The organism is Chthonomonas sp., assembly GCF_035294165.1.
GTDB lineage: Bacteria > Armatimonadota > Chthonomonadetes > Chthonomonadales > Chthonomonadaceae > Chthonomonas.
In genome coordinates this window covers 22,086-40,608 of record NZ_DATGLN010000256.1, presented here as the reverse complement: position 1 = coordinate 40,608, position 18,523 = coordinate 22,086, and the positions used below count along the sequence as shown (strand labels likewise).

The following is an 18,523-nucleotide window of genomic DNA, read 5'->3' as shown; positions in this document are numbered from 1 at the left end:
CGAATGCCTTCGCTGGTCACCGGTGCCACAGGCTTTGTCGGTTTTCACGTGGCTCGTCTGCTTACAGAGCGCGGCCAACCTATCCGGGTGCTTACCCGCCCGACGAGCCGTCGAGATAATCTTTGCGCTCTTAATCCAGCGCTTTACGAAGAGGTGTGTGGCGATCTAACCGATATCGCCTCGCTTCGCAGAGCGGTGGCCGGTTGCGATGTGGTCTACCATGTGGCCGCAGACTACCGCCTCTGGGCGCGCGATCCGCAACAGCTTTACCGAGCAAACGTGGAGGGCACAAAAAACCTCCTGACCGCAGCCCGTGATGCCGGTGTAAGGCGTGTGGTCTATACCAGCACCGTAGGAGTACTAGGTATCCCTCGCGATGGTTCGCCTGGAAACGAAGATACACCGGTCTCCTTGGCCGACATGATAGGGCACTATAAACGCTCGAAATTCTTGGCCGAGGAGGTTGCCCGTCAATTTGCGGCAGAGGGTCTGGATGTGGTCATCGTTAATCCGAGCACGCCCGTGGGCGAAAACGATATTAAACCCACCCCTACAGGCCGCATCATCGTGGATTTTCTCAACCGGCGTCTGCCCGCTTACGTAGACACCGGTTTGAACCTTGTGGATGTACGGGACGTGGCGGAGGGTATTCTGCTAGCTGCGGAAAAAGGGCGCACCGGTCAACGTTATATTCTCGGACATCGTAATGTAACTTTGAGGCAGATGTTAGAAATGCTCGCCCAGATATCGGGGCTGCCCGCTCCGCGCCTTCGTCTGCCCTATGCCCTCGCCTGGTGCGCCGTAGGCCTAGAAAACCTTGTGGTCGCAGGTTTGCTGAAAAAAGAGCCGACGCATCCCTTCGAAGGGGTGAAAATGGCTAGATATAAAATGTATTTCGACTCAACGCGCGCTGTGCGGGAACTGGGAATGCCCCAATCGCCCATAGAAAACGCTCTCGCCCGCGCAGTGGCTTGGTTTCAGGAGAAAGGTTATGCCAAAAAATAAAAACCATAATGTGGCCAGCACACCGTCTGGCCGAACTGTGATAATGGCCAGCGAGGTGGGCTTCTGCTTTGGCGTTAAACGCGCCATCAATCTCACCCGTCAAGCCCTCGATGAACGTAAAGACGTGTTTATCCTCGGTGACCTTGTTCATAACAAACGTGTTACCGATGAACTCGAAAGCAAAGGCCTTCGGAAAGTCGAGGACTATACGCAGAGCCGTGGTGGAACCATGGTCATCCGCGCCCATGGACTTCCTAAAGCGAAGATCGAGGAAGCTAAGACGCAGGGCATCGAGGTTGTAGATGCCACCTGTCCCATCGTCTTACGGGCACAAGAGGCCGCACAAATTCTGGAGCGAGACGGCTATCAGGTCGTGATCATTGGGGATAAAAACCACGCCGAGATCAAAGGCATCCTGGGCTCACTGGAAAATCCGGCCCTTGTGATTGATAGCGTTGAGGAGCTTTATGAGGCCAAGAAAAACTTCAAACTTCTGCGCAAAGTCGGCGTGATCTTTCAAACGACCCACGCGCTCGAACTGTGCCACAAAATCATCAACGAGATGTTGATGATGTGCAAGGAGATACGCATCATCAACACGATCTGCCGTCCTGTGCAAAACCGACAGGATGACGCCATCGAGCTAGCCCAGAAGGTGGATTTGATGATCGTGGTCGGCTCTCGTACAAGTGCCAATACCATGGAACTGGCCGCGCTATGCCGGCACTATAACTCCAACACCATTCACGTCCAAAACGCCGAAGAGCTGCCCATCGAAGTGTTGGCCAACTGTAAAACCGTCGGGATCGCTTCCGGCCTCTCCACTCCCGAAGACCTCGTTGAGGCCGTACGCCAGAAGGTGCTTGAATGTGACATCGCGCCTCCTTCGGAAGAGCCGGTGGCGCAGCCATCCTAACAAGAGAAAGCACGACTGCGAATCGGAGTGTTATTTGCGCTGCCTCAGGAGAGAAGGCCTTTCCGACCGATGGAGGCGGTGCAACAAAATCTTATCGTTCAGTGCTCCGGCGCCGGCAGGGAAAATGCAGCACGAGGCGCTCAGCAGCTCCTTGCACAAGGCGTTGGGTGCCTTATTATCTGCGGATTTGGCGGCGGCTTGACGGAAGAGCTTGTGCCGGGCACGCTGTTGATAGCCAATCAGGTGCTCGACGGAGTGGCATCGTCGCCAAAAGCCTATAAACCCAATGCGGATATGTTTTGGCAAGCACAACAGATCGTGCTGCCGCAGGTTCGCCTGGGGATAGGCCCCTTGGCAACGGTAAACCGCGTTCTGCTAAACTCGGCGGAAAAAAGCGCCTTTTTGCAGAAACTCTCTGCAATTTACCCAGAAAAACCTTTAGGAATCGATATGGAAAGCTTCGGCGCTGCGCAAATTGCCACCACACATAACTGTCCCTGGATAGTCGTGCGCGCCATTACGGACGGCTACCAAGACCGTATGCCCTTTGATTTTAACGTACTTACCGATACACAAGGCCACATTCGTCTTTTTCCATTCTTGCTTACCGTCTTGAAACAGCCCTATAACCTGCCCGAACTCTATCTATTGGGCAAGAGAGCCGCCTACGCCGCGAAGACGCTGGCGTTATACCTTCAAAATTTCATCGCTGCGTTGCAGGAGCCTAGCCCATGATCGTTCGTACCTGCTTCCTTATAGTGGCTATGCTCATCGCGTGCAGCGCGTCTTTATGCCGTGCACAAGAGATGGCCACCTCTCTCACCATCTCTCAGGCCATCCAAATCGCGCTTCAACAAAGCCCCCAAGCACAAGCCGCCCGCTATGAGTTGGCCTCTGCGGAGGCTGCAGCCGACCCCGACAGACCGGTGGCTCGCCCCTCTATCACCGCAACCGCATCCGGTACCGAGCAGGGTCAGGAGGTGCGACTGCCCGGCATCTCCGCACCCCCAGCCCTTCCAGAACAGTTCGGTCAGATAAAGTTGGAGTTCGATCAGCCTCTCTATCGCGCCGGGCTAGGGGCCGCCAAAGAGCGCTATCTGGCCGAACGCGCTATCGCTCTACAAAACTATCGGAAAGAGCTAGCCGATATCGCCTTTTCTGTCGCAAAGGCCTGTGTAGACCTGTTGCGCGCTCAGGCCGGCCTCAAAGCGGCAGAGGAAGGGGTCGCATTCGCAAAACAGTACGCCGCACTTGTGGAACAGCAAATTACCGCTGGGTTCGGCAAGCCCATAGATCGCACCCTAGCGCAATCTCAAACCGCCGAGGCTGAACTGGGTATGGCGAAGGCGCAAGGAGCCTACCATTTAGCCAAAATGAACCTCAATCGGCTCCTAGGGCGCCCGCTAGAATCCGCTATCCAGATCGTGCCTCCGGCCTCGTTGCCAGAACCACCCCCTTCCCCGGAAGAGGCCATCGCCACGGCACAAACGCAACGTCCCGATCTGCTTCTTCTAAACCTCCAACTGCAGGCCGCCAAAGCTGGCCTCTCTCTGGCTCGCCTCGCGATGCAACCCTCTCTTAGCTTTCATGCCGAACTAGCCGAACAAACTCGAACGGCCATCGTGCCGCAACACTATGCCGCAGCTACCATCGAACTTCATTGGCAACTGTTGGATAAAGGGGAGCGTAAAGCAGATAGAGCGCAGGCTGAAAATGCCGTTGAACGCCTCGTGGCCCTTCGCAAAGACGCCCTGTCCGGTATTATTCTCGATGTAACACAGGCGTGGCAGCAGATGGAAGAAGCTAAAGCTCAGCTAGCCCTAGCCCACGTTCAGTTGGAGAGCAGTAAGGCGAGTTTAACCGTGGCAGAGAAAGCCTACGAAGTGGGACAGGGTACGGCACTCGACATAAAGAACGCCCGCCAGGACTATATCACGGCACAACAGAGCGAACTTCAAGCACAATACGATCTGATCGCAGCCGAATTCGCTTTTCGGTACGCTCAGGGAACTCTTGTTCCGCAACAAATTTCTAAATAGAGATCATGAAAAACTTCGTCAACTGCAGTCGTTTCATTATATCCATTGCACTTATAGGTCTCTCGGTCATAGTGCTCATCGCCTGTGCACGCCAAGAGATGCCAACGGCATCTAAACTAGCCGCTGCTCCCGACCTCACGCCAACCTCTACCATGGCATCCACAGCCACCAAAAGCCTCGATCAATCCGTAGCGCCAAAGCCAGAACCTCTGCAATTGATCGGGCTTATTCAAGCCTCCGATCGAGCTACGCTCTCTATCTCACAGCCAACCAAAGCCCTTGCGGTTCTTGTGCACAACGGCGATCAGGTTTCCATCGGCCAACCCCTCATCGTTCTCGACGATACCCAAACACGCGCCCAATGGGATCAGGCCGAGGCCGGCTATCGCGCCGCACAAGATCAACTTCGCAAGGCCATCGTCGGCGCTAAGGCTCAACAACTCAAAGCCGATAGCGACCTTCAAACCGCCCAAGCAGCCCTCCAACAGGCCCAGCAAAAGGAGCAGCAGGCGCAAACTGCCCTGCGCGCAGCCCAAGACGCCAATAACGCCGATGCCGTTGCCGCAACCGCCAACGTACAAAAAGCGAAGATCGAGCTTGAACAAGCTCAAAAAAACCTTCGCTCGCTCCAACAGCTTGCCTCGGTTGGAGGTGTCTCGCAGTTGCAACTCCAAGGAGCGCAAGCCCAAGTGGAGACCGCCGAGGCCGATCTCAAGGCAGCTAAAGCGCAACTGCAGCAGACCATGGCAGCCCCTGGTGGCTCCCTACCCTATCGCGTTGCCCTTGCGCAGCAAGACCTCGATCAGGCGAAATTCGGAGTTCAGCAAGCCCAACAAGCGGTTCAAACGGCGGCCAAAGCGCGGCTTCAAGTCATCGCCATCGCTCAACACGATGTCGCCGCCGCCCGAGATGCCGTGCAGCAAGCCCATGCCGCTTTAGTCGCCGCCAAATCCGTTTATCGGGCGAACCAACTGATCAGTCCCATCGAGGGAATTGTCACCGACTTGGCGGTTCATACCGGCGACATCGTGCAGCCAGGCTTACCCCTGCTTGCCGTAGTCTCCACAAACCACCCCTATGTAGAGGCCTTAGCGCTCGCGCGTCAACTCCCTCTGCTGCATATCGGCCAAGCCGCCCAGGTGTTTTTGGATAGCCATCCCGGTGCAGCCTATGCGGCAAAACTTACTTATATATCGCCGGTGGCCGAGCCGGATGGCCGCTCGTTCCGTGTGCATTTCTCTTTTCTCCACCTCCCGGCGGGGCTACGAATTGGCCAAAGCGCCCGAATTCTGGTTATGCTTCCGTAGACCGCTATGTGGATTACCCGTCTCGCCATATCACGCCCCCTGCTTGTGTGGATGGTGCTGCTCGCCATAACGGCGCTGGGCATCTTTGCCTATTTCCATCTCCCCATAGACCTCAATCCGCGTGTAACGATTCCCACCATCACAATTACAACTGTCTATCCAGGGGCGGCGCCCTCGGAGGTCGAAACAGAGGTCACTAAACCGATTGAGGATGCCGTAGGTTCCGTCGCCGGCCTCAAAAACGTCTACTCCAGCTCCCAACCAGATGTCTCCATTATCAGCATGGACTTTGTCGCAGGCACCGATGTGGCGCGTGCTCTGGCCACCGTTCGCCAGCACCTACAGTCCGTTCACCTTCCTGCCGGTGCCCAAATACCCCAGGTCTCCCCTCTCGATATAAACGCCCAACCAGTGCTCTATCTCGGGTTAGAAAGCTCTTCGCTGAACTCGCTTCATCTGCGCCAACTTGCCGACGATGTGATCGCCCCACGATTGCGCCGAGAACCCGGAGTCGGCTCGGTAGAGGTCTACGGAGGAAGAACACGCGAGATTGATATTCGGGTAGACCCCCTGCGGCTCCAGGAGAACCATCTTACGATTGCCGACGTCATCAACAGTCTACAGATGGGTGGTCATGATGTACCGGCTGGCTCTATGGTGCAGGGACAACAGCAGATCGAGGTTCGTTTCGCCAGCGCCTATACCTCTCTGCGGGCGCTGCGCAATACCGTTCTTCTGCCCTCTGCCCCGCCCCCATCTCTCCCATCTCCCACATCTACTCCCCCTTCCCCCCCACTTACCCTGGCCGATGTCGCCGACGTTTCAGAGGGATACGCCCCGCAAACGGTTATCACACGCATCAACGGCCATGAGGGGGTGAGCCTGGTAGTGGTAAAAGCGGCAGATGCGAGTGCCGTGACCGTGGTGGAGGAGCTACAAAAAGCCCTCGCGCAACTTCATCCGATACTACCACCGGATGTGCATATCATCACCCTACAAAACACAGCCACCATCGTGCGTGAAGCGCTGCAGGACGTGGATTTTAGCCTTATTCTAGGGGCATTTCTGGCAATGGGCGTGGTCTTGCTGTTCCTGCACAACCTTCGCGGAACCCTCATTGTCTCGCTCGCCATCCCTACCTGCATTATCGCCACTTTCCTCGTGATGTACCTAGTAGGCTTCACCCTAAACCAAATGACCCTCCTAGCTCTCTCACTCTCCGTGGGTATTTTAGTAGACGATTCGATAGTGGTTCTTGAATCGATCACGCGACACCTCAATCGCGGAGAAACACCGATCAAAGCCGCCTATCGAGGGCGAGCCGAGATCGGGTTTGCAAGTTTGGCCATAACGCTTACCGATGTTGTGGTTTTCGTGCCCATTGCCTTTACCGGTGGCATCGTGGGCAGTTTCTTTAAGCAGTTTGGCCTCAGCATCGTGTTTGCTACCCTTTTTTCTCTGCTCGTCTCCTTCACCCTAACACCTATGTTGGCCTCCACTTGGTATCGTTCAGGAGAGACGATCGGAGCGCGCAGGGGAATCTACCGCGTTTTAGAAGGCCTTTATGTAAAACTGGAGAACCGCTACCGACACCTCCTGGGTGTGGCGATGCGTTACCGATGGATGGTACTGACAGGGGGCGGCGTTATCTTGGCGGCTGGGGTTTGGTTTGCCTTGCCCCACCTCGGCTTTGAGTTTCTACCGGGCATCGATCAAAGTCAAATAAGCGTCACCATAGAAATGCCTCCTGGCAGCAGCCTCAGTGCCACCGACCGCATCGCTGCACAGGCAGAGCGCATCATCGCCGCCATTCCCGAAACAGCCCATACGGCCACAACGGTCGGGCAGATATTGGGCGGGTTTGGCTCCATCCCTCAACAAGGCCCGCAGTTCGCTCAGATCAACGTACAGCTAAAACCGCGTGCAAATGTCTTCGCACGCTGGCTGCACATGCCTCTGTCGGGGACGCGCCTTAAGAGCGATAGCGCGATCGCACAAGAGCTTCAGTCCTCTTTGGCTCCCCTAGCCCAAACAAGCGACGCCCGCATTGTAGCCACCGCCGTGCGCTCTGTGGTAGGAGTTACACAACCCATAGACATCCAACTGCGAGGTGCTGATACACAGAAACTAGCCCAATTTGCTGCCGTTGTTCGCGATCGTCTCGCCCGAATACCCGGTGTGCTCAACCCAGATGTTTCCGTGCGCACAGGCAAACCAGAGGTCACAGCGACCATCGTGCCTTTTCGTGCGGCCTCCTTTAACCTTCCTCCCCTTCAGGCCGGCACCATTCTACACGAGGCCATTGCGGGTGCCTCACCCACTGTTTACAGGGATGGCGACAAAGATATCCCCGTACGTGTGCATCTGTCCGGCTTTGATCATGGCAATCAGCAACAGGTTGGTAACATCATCATCGGCTACGATTCGTTCGGCCAGCCCATTCTTCTTGCCGATGTGGCCGATCTCTTCCTGCACAGCAGCCCCACAAGCATCGATCGCCAAAACGGTGAGCGTATGGTTGCCGTAACCGCCGATCTCGCGCCCAATGCGCCGCTGGGGAATATTCAACAAAGAATACAACGCCAAATTTTGAACAAACTGCCCCATGCCGGTATCAAGATTCATTGGGGTGGCGATGCGGAAACGCTGAACGAAAATGTCGTCCCTTTTGCCACCTCCGTTGCCATGGCCGCTCTGCTGGTCTATGTGGTCATGGCGATCTTGTTCAACAATCCGGGCACTCCCTTTGTCATCATGTTCACTCTGCCCATGGCGCTTGCCGGCGCCTTAGGGGCCCTTGTGCTCACCGGTGAAACGCTATCGTTGGTTGCTGCCATCGGGGTGATCATGCTGCTAGGGCTTATGGGCAGGAACGCCATTCTGCTTTTGGACTATACCAACACGCTGCGGTCTCGGGGTGAACCTCGCGATCTCGCCATTCAAGAGGCCGGTGCAACCCGCCTGCGCCCCATCCTCATGACGACCATTGCCACGATTCTGGGCATGTTACCCATCGCGCTCCGCATTGGGCAGGCATCGGAAATTAGAGCTCCCATGGCGATTGTGGTTATCGGGGGCCTGTTGGTTTCCACACTTTTGACGTTGGTGGCGATACCGGTTATCTACACGCTGTTCGACGACCTCGTTCTGTGGCTGCGCCAACATCTTGCTTACCCTACGCGCGAACCGCAAAACATCGAAAAACCCGCTTCTCAGGGTGTAGGTGAACGGTGAAAATGCACCATCTTCCAAGCCCCATCCCGCTTTACAAAGACCCTTGTTTCGTTATAGCTCTTCCAATAGGGCACGCCATCCTGTTCGAATGTCTGTAGACGGGTATAGGTTACGATGCCACAATCTCCGTAGATTTGCACACGAGGGGAGAGCATATCAAAACGGATTGGGGCGCGTTCCGGGCTTCTTCCCATGAGGCGAATAAGATCGAGGTGAAACTCAAGACCATCAATGCGATAGGCGCAAACGTCCTCAAAACAAGAGAGTTCTTGGGATGAGAGGGCCGCATAGGTTTCGGCATCGCCCGTATCAATGGCGTGAAGCATCCGCCAGGTAATCTCCAAAAGCTCGCGTTGAGCCGCATCGAATCGGGCTGCGTCCAACACCTCTTTTTCAAGCGGCATTTTATGTCATATCTCCTGCCACCATGCGCCGTACCTGTTCCACGTAGCGTGCATCGTAGGGGTCCAGACGTCCGGCGTTGCGATAGTGTCGAAGGGCTTCTCGATCGTAGCCTAGCCCCGCATAGACATCTCCTAACAGAGCATGATAGGAGGCGTTATCCGGGTCGAGCTTAATGGCGCGACGCAGGGCATCTGCCGCCTCATGAAGGTAGCGGAAGCGCAGGCAGAGCACGCCAAGGCGCACGTTGTAGTAGGCATCGCGGGGAGCGAAATGGGTGGCCTTCTGTAACGAGGCAATAGCCTCTTCAATACGTCCGGCGCGCACATACAGGTTTCCTAGGGAAAAGTGGTAATAGCTCTCTTCAGGTTTCAGATCGCGTGCCCGTTCCAACTCCACAATAGCCTCTTCGGTCAGCCCGATGCCGGCATAACATTCGCTCAACCGAAAGCGATAGTGGGCGTTATCTGGGGCATACTCAACGGCCTTTCGATAGGCCTGTGCAGCGGAACGCAGAAGGCCTTTGCGACGAAACTGCTCGCCTCGGTTAAAGTGAGCCGTCGCGGAACGCATATTAGAGGCTCCTCTTGCTCTCCTTCCGCCCGTCTTTTCCGTTCCCTGTTTCGCCGAGTGCGGCTTTTCCAAAGTATCAACTCCCAAAACAAATGTTGCCTTCATTAAACCTAAGCGGGCACTCCTGTGTCAAGTCAACTAACGACACTTCATCAAAGAGGTTTCCGCATTGGTTATGCAGATGAACACATTAGGCGGAAACATCCAAACGTACTTGGTATTCCGATAACGATTGCCGCCACAATTCACTGTCAGAGCCATAGCCTACACGCTCCATCGTAGAGGCCTAGGCTCTAACTTGATCCTGCCGACAGCACGAAATGGCCTTTGGTTTTTTTTCATGAGGTAGCCCAAAAGAAGGTAAAATCTTCTCCATGCTTAGAGATTTAAAAAGGAGCAGCATTTCGTGAGCAGCGAGGCTCATTCGGTACCATCATCGCGTTCGTCAAAAGCCCTACACCGTGACTGGGGCCTGTTTCTGACAAGCGTTTTCCTCTTTTCTTTCGGCTTTGCCATCTATTCGGGTGACTTTCAGAACTTCCTTCGCGATCATCTCGGTGCCAACCCTCTCATGTTAGGAGGCCTCGAATCGCTACGAGAAATCCCCGGCCTTCTTGCCGCACTTATGGCCGGAACCCTGGCCATGCTGCCCGAAACCCGCATCGCCTCTCTAGGCCTCATTATTATGGGCGTTGGCATTGGGCTTTCCGGTACGATCTCCTCCTACTGGCTGCTGGTGGTCATCACCGTCTTCTGGTCTATCGGTTTTCACTCCTACTCTCCCGTAAGCTCCTCCATCGCACTCGCGCTGGCCGAAGGTAAAGAGGGTGGAAAGCATCTCAGCCGTATGGCCGCCATTGGCAAACTGGCCACGATCTTCGCGCTGCTCGTGGCATGGCTTCTCGCCATCGGGATGAGTGCGCTAGGCTTTCGTCCCCATCATGGACACACTCCCGCACCTGTGTACCTCGTAAGCTTCGCCTTTGCCGGATTTTGCATTGTCATTAGCGGTTTCCTCTGCTTGGGCATCTCGCATCACGGTTCCACCAAAGGGCCGAGGGCACGCCTTATCGTTCGCCGTAAATATGCCCTCTACTATCTTCTTACTTTCCTCGACGGCTGCCGGCGGCAGATATTCAGCATTTTTGCTTTCTTTTCCCTCGTCCTGGTCTATAAAGTGCCGCTTGAAAACATGCTCTCTATTCAGTTCATCAATGCCGTGCTCATTATCGTCTTCGCCCCTATTATCGGAAGAGAAATAGATAAACGCGGGGAACGCGGCCCATTAACCTTCTACAGTATTGGGCTGATTGTGGTATTCCTCGGCTACGCCACCATACGCACGGTGGGCGCCCTCGTGGCCCTCTTTCTCATTGATAATGTGCTCTTTAGCTTCGGGGTTGGTTTTACTACCTATCTCAATCGCATCGCCGAGCCGAACGAGATCACGCCCTGCCTCTCGATGGGGGTAACGATGAACCACATCGCCGCCGTCACCGTTCCTGTCGGAGGTGCTTGGCTCTGGATGCACTATCACGACTATCAACTACCTTTCTGGGTGGGGGTAGTCATCGCCACGATCTCGCTAGGGGCCACCCGCTGGCTTCCAAAAGAACGCAAGCCGCAAGTTCCTGTCCTGGAAGAGGTTGTGCTACGTGAGGAACCGCTTCTCACCGAAGAGCTAGAGCCTGAGGGATAAATCGCCTCTACGAACGCCTATGCTATACTTTTGATATGCAGAACGAACAAACTCCTTTGGTTGGCATCATCATGGGGTCACAGTCCGATTGGGAAACGATGCGCCACGCCGCCGAAACGCTCTCTCAGCTCAACATCCCTTACGAGGTGCGTATTGTATCCGCGCATAGAACTCCCGATCTGCTTTTCGAATACGCTTCTACGGCGGAATCGCGTGGCCTCAAAGTCCTTATTGCCGGAGCCGGTGGGGCTGCCCACCTTCCCGGCATGGCGGCAGCGAAAACTCTCTTGCCGGTGCTCGGCGTGCCGGTGCAGTCGCGGGCGCTTCAAGGCCTCGACTCGCTGCTTTCCATCGTCCAAATGCCGGCAGGTGTGCCGGTGGGTACACTGGCCATCGGCACCGCGGGGGCCGTCAATGCCGCCTTGCTCGCCGCAGCGATTCTGGGCACCCAATTGCCCGTCGTCCGCGAAGCCCTCCGTCATTTTCGCGAGGAGCAAACCCATAAAGTGCTCTCTTACCCCGATCCACGGGAGGGCGCCTCATGAGAATCGGAATCATTGGCGCCGGCCAACTCGGTCGCATGCTTGGTCTGGCCGGAATCCCTTTGGGGCTTACCTTCCGTTTTCTCGATCCTGTCTCTAGCGCCCCTGCTTCCGCCGTAGGTGAGCAGATTGTAGGTGAGTATAACGATCCACACGCATTGGAGCGATTTGCGAAGGATATTTCCCTCATTACCTACGAATTTGAAAACGTCCCAGTTGAGAGTGCCTGTCGGCTGCAAGCTCTGGGCAAGGTGGTGCTGCCACCTCCTAACGCGCTTGAAACCGCCCAAGATCGCCTGCTAGAGAAACAGTTTTTTCGATCGCAGGACATCCCTACCCCACCTTTCCATCCCGTGACGACCTACGCGGAGTTACAGGAAGCGGTTCGTATGGTAGGGCTACCGGCCGTGCTAAAAACGCGCCGTTTCGGCTACGACGGCAAGGGACAAGTCGTTCTACAAACGGAAGCCGAGCTTGTCCCGGCTTGGGAAGCCCTTGAAGGCAGTCCATCGATCTTAGAGGGTTATATCCCTTTTGAACGCGAACTATCGCTTATTGCAGTGCGTGGGCTGCAGGGAGAACTCGCCTTCTATCCTCTGGTACAGAATCATCACCGTGAGGGAATCCTACGGCTTTCGCTTGCGCCCGCGCCAAATCTTTCGCTAGACCTTCAGCAAGAGGCGGAAGAGTACGGCAAACGAGCGCTGACCACACTAAACTACGTGGGCGTTTTGGCCATCGAGTTTTTTGAAAAAGAGGGCCATCTCATCGCCAATGAAATGGCACCACGTGTGCACAACTCCGGCCACTGGAGCATTGAAGGGGCAACAACAAGCCAGTTCGAGAACCATCTTCGGGCCATCTTGGGCTATCCCTTAGGGGCTACTACACCACGAGGTTATAGCGCCATGATCAACCTTATCGGCTCGTGGCCATCTCCTGAAACTGTGCTGGCCATCGAGGGTGCCCACCTTCATCTCTACGGCAAAACTCCACGGCCACGGCGCAAGGTAGGACATATTACCCTTACTGCCGAAACTATAGAGAAAAGAGACGCTCTCGTCGAACGGATACGTCGCCAGCATATCGTAGACTTCTGAGCGTCATCCCATTTTATCTCATACGGATGAGAGGAGGAGGCATCGTGTTTCTTCGCGACATCCTCATTACCTTACTGCTTTGTGCACTACTGATCGGAGCTGTGCGTCTATCGGCGCAAGAGACCACGCCCACAGTGGCAGTGCCGCCGGTTCCTCGCGAGTTTCGCGCCGTATGGGTGGCCACCGTGGATAATATAGACTGGCCCTCGCGCCGCGGCCTCTCGGTAGACCAACAAAAGGCCGAACTGATTCGAATCCTTGACAAGGCGGTGCAACTTCATTTGAATGCAGTTATCCTTCAAGTGCGCCCCGCTTGTGATGCCTTCTATCGCTCCTCTATCGAGCCTTGGTCTATCTATCTCACCGGCCACCAAGGCGAAGACCCCAGCTACGACCCGCTCGCCTTTGCCATCGAAGAGGCCCACAAACGTGGGCTGCAGCTTCATGCCTGGTTCAACCCCTTTCGTGCCTACCATCCCTCTGCGCACGGCCCGCTAGCGCCTAACCATGTGGCACACACGCATCCCGAATGGGTTCGCCACTACGGCGATATGCTCTGGCTCGATCCCGGAGACCCCCAGGCGCGTGCCTACTCTCTTTCCGTCATTCTCGATGTGGTGCGACGCTACGATATAGATGGAGTCGCTATTGATGACTATTTCTATCCCTATCCCATTTCGGATAAAAACGGTCACGAGATTCCTTTTCCCGATCAGACCACGTACCATCGCTATCGTCAACAAGGCGGTACGCTGGACTTAGCCGACTGGAGACGCCAAAACATCAACGATTTTGTGGAAAAGCTTTATGAAGAGGTTAAAGCCATAAAACCTTGGGTGTTGGTAGGTATAAGCCCCTTTGGCATATGGCGACCGGGCCATCCCGAACAGATTCAGGGTTTCGATGCCTACAACGAAATCTCCTGCGACTCGCGGCTTTGGCTTCGGAAAGGATGGCTCGATTACCTTAGCCCACAACTCTACTGGCCTATCGAGAAAAAAGCCCAATGCTACTCGGTTCTTTTGAACTGGTGGCTAGATCAGTGCAACAGCGATGCCCCTCGGTATGTCTGGCCTAGCCTCTACACGGGACGTGTGGGCGACGGCGCCTGGCCTGCAAGCGAGATCGTGCATCAGATCGAGATAGCCGAGAAAAACCCTACCAGCGATGGCTGTGTTCAGTTTAGCATGAAAACGCTAATGGCCAACCAAACGCTCTCCGATGCGCTGCTGAACGGCCCCTATGCGCAACCGGTGCTTGTTCCAAGCTGCCCCTGGCTGGGTGGTTCTCAGCCCGATAAGCCCAGTGTGGAGGTGGAAACACCCCCAAGCGATCACAGTGTAACGCTTCGGTGGTACGAGGGCAGCTCTTCCCAGGCAAACCTCGTGCAGGTATGGGTGCTGCAGATGCGCCTGCAGGGTGCTTGGCAAACACGGATTCTGCCGGCCGATTGCCATACGATAACGTTTGCATCCGATGCTAAACAGCTGCCCGATGTTGTGGCGATCTCCGCCGTCAACAACTACAACCTTCAAGGCGTTCCGGCAGTTATCTATACCCCGCAGAGGGTGGCCGATAAAAATGAACCATCGCACGGAACCCGCTAACGCTTTCCACGTCGCTTTTTGGAACGCGATGCATCGAAGTTGGCTCGGTCGCCTTCCTTAACGATTCGCAGGTCGGGTGGCAGAGATTCGAGGGCTTTCCGAAATATCTCTGCATCGTTGGGTGGTTTGGATATAGGAGACCTTGACAGCGGCGATGCGGATGGCTTCGGTCGCTCCGGCGGCCTCAGCAATTGAGCGACTACCTCAGGAGCAATTCGCTCTCCTAGCGCCACACGAAGGGAGGTTCTCTCGTCCGCAGGCTTGATCAAGGGCGCTCTTAAGAGCGCCCCATAGCGTTTTTGCAGCTGACTGAGATGGGCTTCGACAAGAGCCGCATGGGTTCGCCTCCATAGAGCCCATTCCGGCCAAACGATACCCGGTAGGTTGAGGTCGGCTAGAGGGATGTAAAACACTCCCGACCCATAAATGAGATAGGTTGGCTCCTCCTGAAACAGCGTCCCTAAAGGTTCTGCGCCCTCACGTGAAGAGAATAGGGTGCTACAGGGATAGATGGCGGCATAATAACCAATGCGTTTCACCACCAGAACCGGGCGATACTCTTTATCGCTGAACTCTTTTCCTAGATTGCTGTGAAGCGTGTAGCACCAATAAAAATAGCCTACTCGGGGCTCCTCATTCAGCATAAACACAACACCTCAAAAACTCTCTTCTACATCGCCAAAGAGCGCCTGCAGTCGCTCCGAAGTATGCTGCTCGATCTGGTAGAAAGATAGCTCAAAAGCCATAAGCCACAGCGTAATGAGGGCCTCCTCTGTGGGTTTCTCAAGAACGCGAACGAAGAAGTCTTTGAGAATCTCCTCATAAGTGGTTTTGCTTTCATTTAGCTCGATCCGTTCGGGTGATGAAGCACCAAGCAGGCTCTGCTGACAAAGCAGCATAAACTCGCGCACGTTGGCCGGCGTGGCCTTTTCCAGATTCTGCCCGAACTGCTTCTGTACAAGAGCGCGAAATCGCTCTAACTTCGAGGCGCCGCCATCCTCTTTCCAACTCATAAAGGTCTTTCCTCTCCCCTCCGATAAATATGCTATACTACTAAAAACGTTGCCAACCTATCCCATCTGGACACTAAGGGTAGCCGGTGTGAAGGAATTTTCCATGCTTCAATATACACGTTACCTAAAACATTCGTTCCATGGTCTGTTGGTGCCGCTGACGCTGGTAGGTATCTGCCTTTTCGGCGGCTGCAATCGCCTTACCACCTCCCTCACCAAACCGATCAGACTTTCAACCCTATCTATTGCGAGCGCCACACCCTTGCCCACGAAATTAACTCAGGCCGAGCTTGAGCGCATCCGTCCGAATGAAGTGGGCTTCATCCCAATTTTAGAATATCATAATATCCACTCTGGACGCTACATGACATGTCGTTCGGCAGCCCTCTTTCGTGAGGACATCGAGAGGCTTTACCGACTCGGTTATCGCCCTATCTCGATGAAAGAGTACCTAGAAGACCGAATCGATCTCCCACCCGGCAAAAAGCCGGTTATCTTCACTTTTGATGATGCGCTCCTCAGTCAGTTTCGTTATTTGCCAAACGGCCGCATCGACCCAAACTGCGCCGTGGGCATTCTCATGCGCTTCCATGCACTTCATCCCGACTGGGCGCTTAAGGGTGTCTTCTTCGTGGTGCCCACCAACGCTTTCGGCAGCCGGCATCAGTTTCAAAAGAAGCTTCTAACGCTGCAAAAGATGGGGTTTGAAATCGCCAATCATACCTATGATCACAAATATTTCAATCACCTTTCCGATACCGGTATCGAAAAGGAGATCGCTCTCGGTAAAGCGCTTATTGATAAGCTAGACCCAAAAGCCGAAACCTCCGTCTTTGCCATTCCCGGTGGCTGTACGCCGCGCTCACACCATTGGTGGATCATGTGTCGAGGGCGCTGGCATAACATTGCCTATAATAACCAAGCTATTTTACTGGCAGCCGGAGGCCCCGCTCCCGCCCCTTGCTCACGCCGCTTCAACCCCTACCGCATTCCACGCATTGTCGCCTACAACGGGCCTGACGGGCTGTGGACTTGGATAGATTGGCTTCAAAAACATCCACAAAAGGTCTACATAAGCGACGGCGATCCGAACACCATCACCATACCTACCGACCTGAGCGATCTGGTCAACAAGAAGCATCTTGCCCTAGAAGGTCTTACACTTCAAAGCTATGGCCTTCCCATCCCACCCTCATCGCGTCATATTGCCGTTCGACGGCCTCTGCATGCCTCTCATCTTCTGGCGAAGTTACACCATCGGAAACCGGTGAAAGCAAACGGGCTGCATATGGGCTACTCAGGAGAAATACGCAAATCCGCATCAGGTAACTGCAACAACTGAATAAGGTTGTTTTCCGTATCCCGCAACACGGCGATCTTTAGCCCGTTTTGTATGGTAGGCGGCAAAAAGAAGGCCACACCGCGCTCCGTCAGCTCTCTATAAGAGGCTACTACGTCTTTTACAATTAGCGTTAAGACCACGGCATTGGCCTCGAACCGCACCTCCGTGCCCGCCTCGGGAGCAGTTTGTAGCCCTACGCCCTCTTGAAAAAACACCCAGTCCTCCTGCTCCTCCTGAACGGTAAAACCGAGAAGATCACGATAAAATCGCAACGCCCTCTCAATGTCTTGTACCATCACAACGGCCATGACCCCTTCAAACTCGAAGCTCACGGTTGTCCTCCTCGGCGATCGTTGGATATACGAAAGGCCACAAGTATGATACCTGTGGCCCTCACATCTTGCGACCGTCCCATTATGAAAGAACGGCTACACTCCCCTTCGTGTTTCGGATACGACGCCCTCGCCTTGAAACCCAGAGCGTTCAGCGAGCTCCTCCAGGCATACTGCTGGGGGCAGGAAGCCCTCCGATGCTTCCTCCTCCGTAAGGATTTTGGTTTTGCTTCTGCGCCCCGATGCCGATCGTGTTTGGATGGGCGAACTCGGCGCGAATCGCGTTTTCCACTTGCGGGTTTGGCCCCGGCTTCCCCGTTGAGTGCCACAGGAAAAACGCCACGATCAGCACCACTACAACGATGATGACCCCACCAACTACCGGTGAGAGAGAGACATCCTTTAGACTCTTCCAATCCGCCATTTCTGCACCTCCCATGATGTGGAATGAGGGCTGGCCTCACACAACGCAGACCAGCCCCTCTCGCTACGCCCTAACCCTACGGGACGTACTGGTTGCATCCGAGATCGGTGGCCTCTGGGCAGCGAGGCCAGTGATAGTCGTATCCTTGACCTGGCCACCACGGTGCCCTTAGCAGAATGGCGTCAATTGGAAACGACTTGGCATGGCCGTCGGCAAAGGTGAAGTTCATTTTTGCCGTTGGGGCCATACCCGAAGGCGGGTTCTGCCCACTGAGCCACGGCAGGTTTTGGGTGCGATTATCATGAAAGACCCACAGTTCGTGAAAGACAAACGTATCGGCGGGCTTGGAGAGCGAGGCCTCTTTCACCGGGGTCAAAGCCCCAAAAACGCTGCCGCAGTTGCCCGCATTCCCCGGCAGCCCTGATGGACTTGTGCTTACAAACCCCGAATAGAAGAAGAAACGATAGTGATAGGATGTCCACCTTTGGTTGACCTGCCACTGCGTGGTGACCCCAGAATCGCTTGGGCAAGCCCACAGTTGCCAGTTTTTGATGTAGGGATAGAGCTGACCACCAATGCTATATTTTTGAATGGCCGCAGCAGGCACCTGATAGTTTCCAGTGCCAATAGAGCCGTGCCCACCGTAGACCTCGCCACAGATATCGGTAGGGTTATTTGCAAGGTAGGTCATATCCGGTACAGGAAACGTCTCGTCGTAGTCCTGGACATACATCATGATCCCCAAGCCGAGCTGCTTGAGATTAGAGAGACAAGTGATAGCTCTCGCCTGCTCTCGCGCTTTGGCGAACACCGGGAACAGAATTGCAGCCAGAATCGCAATAATCGCGATGACGACGAGAAGCTCGATCAGAGTAAAAGCGGTCTTCTGTTTCTGCATTTCACATACCTCCGAGAGTAGAATGAATGTATCTGTCGACTCGGACAAGAGGGAATTCTGCTTCCTCTGCTTCTCCGATCAGTTCTATTT

General features: G+C 54.9%; 18 protein-coding genes. 11 read left to right on the top strand and 7 right to left on the bottom strand.

The window, feature by feature from the left end:
• Positions 1–3: 3 nt before the first annotated feature.
• The 6 genes from hpnA (at position 4) to VKV29_RS14385 (ending at position 8,501) form a co-directional block, all read left to right on the top strand.
• Entirely contained in the window at positions 4–1,005 is a 1,002-nt protein-coding gene (gene hpnA / locus VKV29_RS14410; RefSeq protein ID WP_324202017.1) for a hopanoid-associated sugar epimerase, read from the top strand.
• Positions 992–1,921, top strand: a complete 930-nt coding sequence (gene ispH, locus VKV29_RS14405) for a 4-hydroxy-3-methylbut-2-enyl diphosphate reductase (protein ID WP_324202016.1) — start codon at positions 992–994, stop codon at positions 1,919–1,921. The genes hpnA and ispH overlap by 14 nt, the downstream gene beginning before the upstream one ends.
• A gap of 69 nt (positions 1,922–1,990) precedes the next feature.
• The gene (locus tag VKV29_RS14400; protein WP_324202015.1) at positions 1,991–2,656 is read left to right on the top strand and encodes a hypothetical protein; all 666 of its coding nucleotides are present in this window, start codon (positions 1,991–1,993) and stop codon (positions 2,654–2,656) included.
• A complete protein-coding gene (locus VKV29_RS14395) occupies positions 2,653–3,960 on the top strand; it encodes a TolC family protein (RefSeq protein ID WP_324202014.1) in 1,308 nt (435 codons plus the stop codon). The genes VKV29_RS14400 and VKV29_RS14395 overlap by 4 nt, the downstream gene beginning before the upstream one ends.
• Positions 3,961–3,965: 5 nt before the next feature.
• Positions 3,966–5,267 carry an efflux RND transporter periplasmic adaptor subunit gene (locus VKV29_RS14390; protein WP_324202013.1) on the top strand — a complete coding sequence of 434 codons (1,302 nt, stop codon included), beginning with the start codon at positions 3,966–3,968 and terminating at the stop codon, positions 5,265–5,267.
• Between the two features lie 6 nt (positions 5,268–5,273).
• Positions 5,274–8,501 carry an efflux RND transporter permease subunit gene (locus VKV29_RS14385; protein ID WP_324202012.1) on the top strand — a complete coding sequence of 1,076 codons (3,228 nt, stop codon included), beginning with the start codon at positions 5,274–5,276 and terminating at the stop codon, positions 8,499–8,501.
• On the opposite strand, the gene VKV29_RS14380 is transcribed toward VKV29_RS14385, so the two are convergent.
• A complete protein-coding gene (locus VKV29_RS14380) occupies positions 8,480–8,905 on the bottom strand; it encodes a nuclear transport factor 2 family protein (protein ID WP_324202011.1) in 426 nt (141 codons plus the stop codon). The two genes, VKV29_RS14385 and VKV29_RS14380, sit on opposite strands and share 22 nt — an antisense overlap.
• Before the next feature lies 1 nt (position 8,906).
• Entirely contained in the window at positions 8,907–9,476 is a 570-nt protein-coding gene (locus tag VKV29_RS14375; RefSeq protein ID WP_324202010.1) for a tetratricopeptide repeat protein, read from the bottom strand.
• A gap of 406 nt (positions 9,477–9,882) precedes the next feature.
• Here VKV29_RS14375 and VKV29_RS14370 point away from each other — a divergent pair, with 406 nt between their 5' ends.
• Genes VKV29_RS14370 through VKV29_RS14355 form a run of 4 tightly spaced genes read left to right on the top strand, consistent with a single transcriptional unit; the run spans position 9,883 to position 14,424 of the window.
• Positions 9,883–11,175, top strand: a complete 1,293-nt coding sequence (locus VKV29_RS14370; RefSeq protein ID WP_324202009.1) for an MFS transporter — start codon at positions 9,883–9,885, stop codon at positions 11,173–11,175.
• Positions 11,176–11,210: 35 nt separating this feature from the next.
• Positions 11,211–11,720, top strand: a complete 510-nt coding sequence (purE, locus tag VKV29_RS14365; protein ID WP_324202008.1) for a 5-(carboxyamino)imidazole ribonucleotide mutase — start codon at positions 11,211–11,213, stop codon at positions 11,718–11,720.
• A complete protein-coding gene (locus VKV29_RS14360; protein ID WP_324202007.1) occupies positions 11,717–12,817 on the top strand; it encodes a 5-(carboxyamino)imidazole ribonucleotide synthase in 1,101 nt (366 codons plus the stop codon). The genes purE and VKV29_RS14360 overlap by 4 nt, the downstream gene beginning before the upstream one ends.
• A 44-nt stretch (positions 12,818–12,861) precedes the next feature.
• Positions 12,862–14,424: a glycoside hydrolase family 10 protein gene (locus tag VKV29_RS14355; protein WP_324202006.1), complete on the top strand. Its 1,563-nt coding sequence runs from the start codon at positions 12,862–12,864 to the stop codon at positions 14,422–14,424.
• On the opposite strand, the gene VKV29_RS14350 is transcribed toward VKV29_RS14355, so the two are convergent.
• Complete coding sequence (locus VKV29_RS14350; protein WP_324202005.1) at positions 14,421–15,068, bottom strand: hypothetical protein; 648 nt, start codon at positions 15,066–15,068, stop codon at positions 14,421–14,423. The genes VKV29_RS14355 and VKV29_RS14350 overlap by 4 nt on opposite strands.
• A 12-nt stretch (positions 15,069–15,080) precedes the next feature.
• On the bottom strand, positions 15,081–15,437 hold the full coding sequence (locus VKV29_RS14345) for a hypothetical protein (RefSeq protein ID WP_324202004.1): 357 nt from the start codon (positions 15,435–15,437) through the stop codon (positions 15,081–15,083).
• 103 nt (positions 15,438–15,540) lie between these two features.
• Between VKV29_RS14345 and VKV29_RS14340 the strand changes: the two genes are divergently transcribed.
• Positions 15,541–16,779: a polysaccharide deacetylase family protein gene (locus VKV29_RS14340; RefSeq protein WP_324202003.1), complete on the top strand. Its 1,239-nt coding sequence runs from the start codon at positions 15,541–15,543 to the stop codon at positions 16,777–16,779.
• Here the strand turns inward: VKV29_RS14340 and VKV29_RS14335 are convergent.
• The 3 genes from VKV29_RS14335 to VKV29_RS14325 form a co-directional block, all read right to left on the bottom strand.
• Positions 16,731–17,111 carry a VOC family protein gene (locus VKV29_RS14335; protein WP_324202002.1) on the bottom strand — a complete coding sequence of 127 codons (381 nt, stop codon included), beginning with the start codon at positions 17,109–17,111 and terminating at the stop codon, positions 16,731–16,733. The two genes, VKV29_RS14340 and VKV29_RS14335, sit on opposite strands and share 49 nt — an antisense overlap.
• A gap of 151 nt (positions 17,112–17,262) precedes the next feature.
• Positions 17,263–17,535 carry a hypothetical protein gene (locus VKV29_RS14330; RefSeq protein ID WP_324202001.1) on the bottom strand — a complete coding sequence of 91 codons (273 nt, stop codon included), beginning with the start codon at positions 17,533–17,535 and terminating at the stop codon, positions 17,263–17,265.
• 76 nt (positions 17,536–17,611) lie between these two features.
• Positions 17,612–18,433, bottom strand: coding sequence for a DUF1559 domain-containing protein (locus VKV29_RS14325; protein WP_324202000.1), 822 nt, complete (start codon positions 18,431–18,433; stop codon positions 17,612–17,614).
• Positions 18,434–18,523 lie beyond the last annotated feature (90 nt).